Annotated in this window: 1 protein-coding gene; it reads left to right on the plus strand. The window is 60.2% G+C overall.

The genetic code is table 11. From position 1 onward, the window contains the following. On the plus strand, positions 1-774 hold a 774-nt coding region (locus EN879_RS37320), incomplete at its 5' end, for an ABC transporter substrate-binding protein (RefSeq protein WP_164774913.1). Positions 775-934 lie beyond the last annotated feature (160 nt).

The raw sequence follows: 934 nt of genomic DNA on the forward strand, positions 1-934 counted from the left end.
CTGGATACGCGCCTTTCCAAGGCCAGCCCGGATATCGAGCTTGTGCCATCGAAGGGTGGCGTCTGGTATTCCTACCAGTGGCGGTGGGACGCCGAGCCATACAACAAGCCGGAACTACGCCAGGCCATAGCGCACGGCCTCAACCGCGACCGCCTCAACCAGATCATATGGGCTGGACAAGGCAAGATATCCGATAGCTTCACGCCAGATGGCCTCTGGTGGACGCCGACCGATCTGGTGCACTACGAATACGATCCGGAAAAGGCGCGCAAGATCGTGGCTGATTCTGGCCTGAAGGGCACCACCATCAAGCTTGCGGCGCCAAGCGGCGATACGCTTCGACGCTTCGCCGAGCTTGCCAAGGAAGACCTTGACGCGATCGGCCTCAACATTGAGCTCGATCCGGTTCCGCAAAGCGACTACTACGCCAAGGCGGTTTCCGGCGAGATACGCTTCACGCCTATGCGCTGGACGCAACGGGCGGATCCCGATGGCCTTATCCACTACCTCTTCTCCAGCAAAGGCACCGCAAATTCCACGGGCTACAAGAATCCCGACGTGGACAAATGGATCGATGAGGCGCGGGTAATTTCCGACCAGGCTCGCCGCAAGGAACTGTACGAGAAGATCCAGCGTCAGATTTCTGCCGATCTGCCTTACATGCCCGTCGGCTTCAGCGTCGAATTCAACGCCATGCGCAACACCGTCAAGGGGTTTGCTCCGATGCCGGATGAAATCCCGCGGTTCCGTTATGTTTGGAAAACGCAGGCCTGATCGTCATGCTTTGCCGCGGCGTGGTGCGCCGCGGCTTCTGGCGCGGGTGGAACCTTATCCCGCCTGCAACCGGTGGAAAGGATTTGATCGCCATATGACCGCCGCCCATCAGATGCGCACCAACCGCCCGCTTTGCGAGACGCGCGCCCGGAGCCGTTCG

Origin of the sequence: Mesorhizobium sp. M7A.F.Ca.AU.002.02.1.1, assembly GCF_003998535.1 — a bacterium.
Classification (GTDB): domain Bacteria; phylum Pseudomonadota; class Alphaproteobacteria; order Rhizobiales; family Rhizobiaceae; genus Mesorhizobium; species Mesorhizobium ciceri.